This window comes from Marinobacter sp. (assembly GCF_039977835.1).
Taxonomy (GTDB): Bacteria; Pseudomonadota; Gammaproteobacteria; order Pseudomonadales; family Oleiphilaceae; genus Marinobacter.
This window is the reverse complement of record NZ_JBDWCL010000055.1, coordinates 1-3,527: the sequence shown is the minus strand read 5'-3', so window position 1 is coordinate 3,527 and position 3,527 is coordinate 1. Positions and strand designations below refer to the sequence as shown.

The window sequence follows — 3,527 nt, the reverse complement described above, 5'->3', positions numbered from 1 at the left end:
GCGAGACAGTGGCGAGAAGGTCAGTTTTTCAGGTACCATTTTGGATAGCGGCTGTTGGTGCTTGGTGAACGGTGTAAGGTCCTGAAACTATAGCACTTTCAGCCGCTTTCTTTTATCCCATCATGAGAAATCCGGGCTAGTAACGGAGTTCTGTAGGACGTTTAATGTTTAGAACCATTTCGGTCCATTGAATTGGGAAAGATCATCGTTACTCGTTTTCCCATCGATTTTCTTTTCCGTTTGTAGACGAATGAATTGTGACTTCTCTCCTTTGTGAGTTCTGATCAGCAGGGAAACCTCGACTTCATGAAAGTTTTCGACCTCCTGAGCTAAAGCTCTGATTTCGTGCATTAGGTTCTGAATGTTGCGCATGTAGTTCTCCTGGATGGGATTCGACTCCAGGTCAGGCTACAACATTGCGTTGATCCAGCAAGCAGACGAGGAGGGTAGTAGTAGGGAAGAACCTGTGGATGGAATCGTTGGATAATGTTAGCGGATCACCGAAGACTCATTCAGTGTTCTCGGGCCTGACTATTCTTTTTCGTGGCTGGGGAAATATGAGCAATTGGTACTAAGAGATAATTAGTACTATTACTCCTTCAGATAAGAATATCCCGAGACCGTCAGAAATGAAGGGTTCGAGGGTTTCAGGAGTAGGGGCCTATTGCTGTAAGACCGGCTTCGTTTCAGGCTTGGAGGACTCGTTCCAATTCGTTCAGGGCTTGGGTATGGCTGGTCGGGCTCATTTTCTTGAGGTTTTGCAGCTTCCACCGAACTGCAGGCAGGTGTTCAACATCATCGAGGCCGAGTAGACTCCAGTCCGGCGAGCGTCGCTTGAAAGTCAGCAAGAATTGCCGTTCCTGTTCAGTCAATGATGAACGAATCAGATTGACTAGCTGGTCACGAGTTGTTTCCAGTTCGTGCAGTGGCACATCTTCCCGCGCCATGCTTCGGAACTCGCCTTCATATAGGCCTGAAATGTCTTTGAAGTTTGGGCGCAGAAGTTCAGCGATGGGGCGGTTGTGGCTAATCATATAGACCAAGAGGGCCTTTCTCAGGCTGTCAGCGATTCCTTCGTTTTCCAGCAACAACTTTACATCGAATAGGTCTCTCGGATGCTGGCGGTCCAAGGCTGCGCATATTTTCCCGGCATAAAGATCGGCGAAATGAACGACTTGGATTTCAGCGTACCCAAAATCTTCTTCCACGCTCTCGCTGACAGGCATCACCGTGGGGGTGTACACGGTTCCTCGTAGCACTGGCGAAAGTTCGATTTTGATCTGCGCGCCTTCTTTGTTCACGGTGAGTCGTAAAGCATCCTGTTTCTCGCGAAATGATTCGACAACTCGAACGCCGGGTATTCCAGAGCGAATGGACTCGGCCAACATCGCAAGGCTTTGTCGAATCGTATTCAGCGCCTCGGCACGTTCCATCATGGGGAGAAAGACCAGATCGATATCCACGGATAAACGGGGGAAATCCCGGAAAAACAGGTTTATGGCTGTACCCCCTTTGAGTGCAAAGCAGCCATGCTCAGCTACGTAAGGCAACAGTTGTAACAATAGCTGGACCTGTCGATGGTATTGAACTCGTCTATCCATGCTCATTCTCGTCATGCATCTCTCTAGGTACAGTTATGGCCCACTTGGGGTGAAGTCGGCCGTGCTGTGCTATAACTCGCTTTCCGGACCCCAGATCGTATGCGTCAGGCTCAAGGCGTTTAAACCAGGCATGCCCATTCCGCTCAGCTAGCCATAGAAATAGCCGTTTGACCTTGATATTCCCGCACGCTTTCAGAAGAGCATCTATCTTCCTCGGCGATAGGCTAGATAATCCCTGCATCAGCGCATCTGCGTGTTCAAAACTGACAGCGGAGGGCACCTCTGTCAGCACTTCCAGCAAAGCTTTTTCCGGACACGAATAGGTGATAGGAGGTAGCCCGTCTTGCCAGTTATATTCGCGAAGAAATCCGAGATTCCTCATCACTGATTCGGGCCAAAGACGAGCGGTGCTATGTCGCTCGAAGTGGGCAGCTACTGGGATTCTGTTGATCCAGCCTGGTAGGGGCGACTCTGAGAATATATGAACGCGCACCTCCGAACTCGTTGACAAGAAGTGCGTGAAGCCAGCGAGATCCAAAGCGGTTAAGCCGCCCACGTGGAGAGGCTGTTCGGACATTCGTTGGAGAGAAGCCACGACACCTGGCCAGCGAACGGATTTTTCGTACAGCGCGTAAACCCCCGAAGCCAGGGGAAGTAGGGTCCGACTGCGTATGGCATTGTCCACAAAGTGCCGGTTCAGGCCCTGATCGATTAACCACGGCTTGGTCGCCAGCATAGAAACTGGTAACAGCTGCTTTAACCGTTCGCGTGATTCTTTATTTAGCATGGTTTGAAAAATCCGAAAAACGCGGCAATAACCGCCGTATTATTAATGATACGCAAACCGATACAGATCTCAAGGTTTAAATTTTCGGAAAAATACGTCGATAACTGCCGTTGAAAATGCAGAAAATAAACCCTTGAGTTGCGTTGCCGCCCTCAGATTTGATCAGGCGGGAAGGGGCGAGATGGCGCTGGAGAGACGTCTTATCTAGAATATGTGAACGTGAAGTTCAGGCGAAGGTGCCCAGTTCGGGTGAAGTTCCCTCATACCTCGTGGCTCTCCCCACTTTTGGCTGCGAAAAAGACTGATTGCTGTGTTGATCGCTTTATCCGGTGAGCCATAAGCTTCTTCGGTCATATCTCCGTGGAGGATGCTCCAGGAGACCTGGGCTGCGAATTGTTCTATGTCTGGGGTCAGATGCTGCCTACCGTTGAGGATTCTCTTGATAACTTTGAGTTCGATTGTAAGCTTGCTCGATGGCGTTGATGAGGGGACGTCGGCAAGTGTTTTTGCAAAGCCGAGAAGGTCGTCTTTTGGGAGAGGCCTCAGGTCGCTCCGGTAGCGGTAGCCGTTGACGTACTGCAGAAGCTCTTTTGGGAATAGAATTTTGGTTGTAGAAACCCGTTGACGAAAGGGGTCGAAACTCGATTTCCCGTTGTTGATTCGACGGATTAACGATGCTTCCACCAGAGCCCTGTTGGCTCGCTCAACTGAAGAGCGTGAAATTCCTAGACGTTCCTGAAGCGATTCGGCGCTGATGTTACATTCCCACGACGACTCCATCTTGCCGAGTCGCCAATATTCGAGAAAAATCCGTACAGCAGAGCTGCTCAGGTTGGTCTCGTTGTAGAGATAATTCTCTAGAGCGATCGGGGTGTTACGGTATTCATAGTGGCGGTCAATAAATTGGGCGATTTGCGCTTCGCGGGTGGTCATGATCGTCAGTGTTTCTAGAGTAGATGAGCGTGTAGTGAGTAATTTACCGAGAATTGCCGTATAGATGCATATTCCGGCCCATCATGAACACCCATTCCGGACGAACGTGAACACCAGTTCTGGTTTAACGTGAACAGCCATTCCGATTGAAGATGAACACTTTCCCGGATTTTCCGGAATCGGTGTTCACGATGCCGGAATCAGCG

Annotated in this window: 4 protein-coding genes; all 4 read right to left on the bottom strand. The window is 49.9% G+C overall.

Annotated elements, in window-relative coordinates; all coding sequences use genetic code 11:
• Nucleotides 1-168: 168 nt before the first annotated feature.
• The gene (locus ABJM11_RS16465) at nucleotides 169-372 is read right to left on the bottom strand and encodes a hypothetical protein (RefSeq protein ID WP_348296752.1); all 204 of its coding nucleotides are present in this window, start codon (nucleotides 370-372) and stop codon (nucleotides 169-171) included.
• A gap of 314 nt (nucleotides 373-686) precedes the next feature.
• Complete coding sequence (locus ABJM11_RS16460; protein WP_348296751.1) at nucleotides 687-1,601, bottom strand: nucleotidyl transferase AbiEii/AbiGii toxin family protein; 915 nt, start codon at nucleotides 1,599-1,601, stop codon at nucleotides 687-689.
• Nucleotides 1,594-2,388 carry a type IV toxin-antitoxin system AbiEi family antitoxin domain-containing protein gene (locus ABJM11_RS16455; protein ID WP_348296750.1) on the bottom strand — a complete coding sequence of 265 codons (795 nt, stop codon included), beginning with the start codon at nucleotides 2,386-2,388 and terminating at the stop codon, nucleotides 1,594-1,596. Before ABJM11_RS16455 ends, ABJM11_RS16460 begins: the two co-directional genes overlap by 8 nt.
• A gap of 204 nt (nucleotides 2,389-2,592) precedes the next feature.
• On the bottom strand, nucleotides 2,593-3,321 hold the full coding sequence (locus tag ABJM11_RS16450) for a hypothetical protein (RefSeq protein ID WP_348296749.1): 729 nt from the start codon (nucleotides 3,319-3,321) through the stop codon (nucleotides 2,593-2,595).
• Nucleotides 3,322-3,527: the final 206 nt, after the last annotated feature.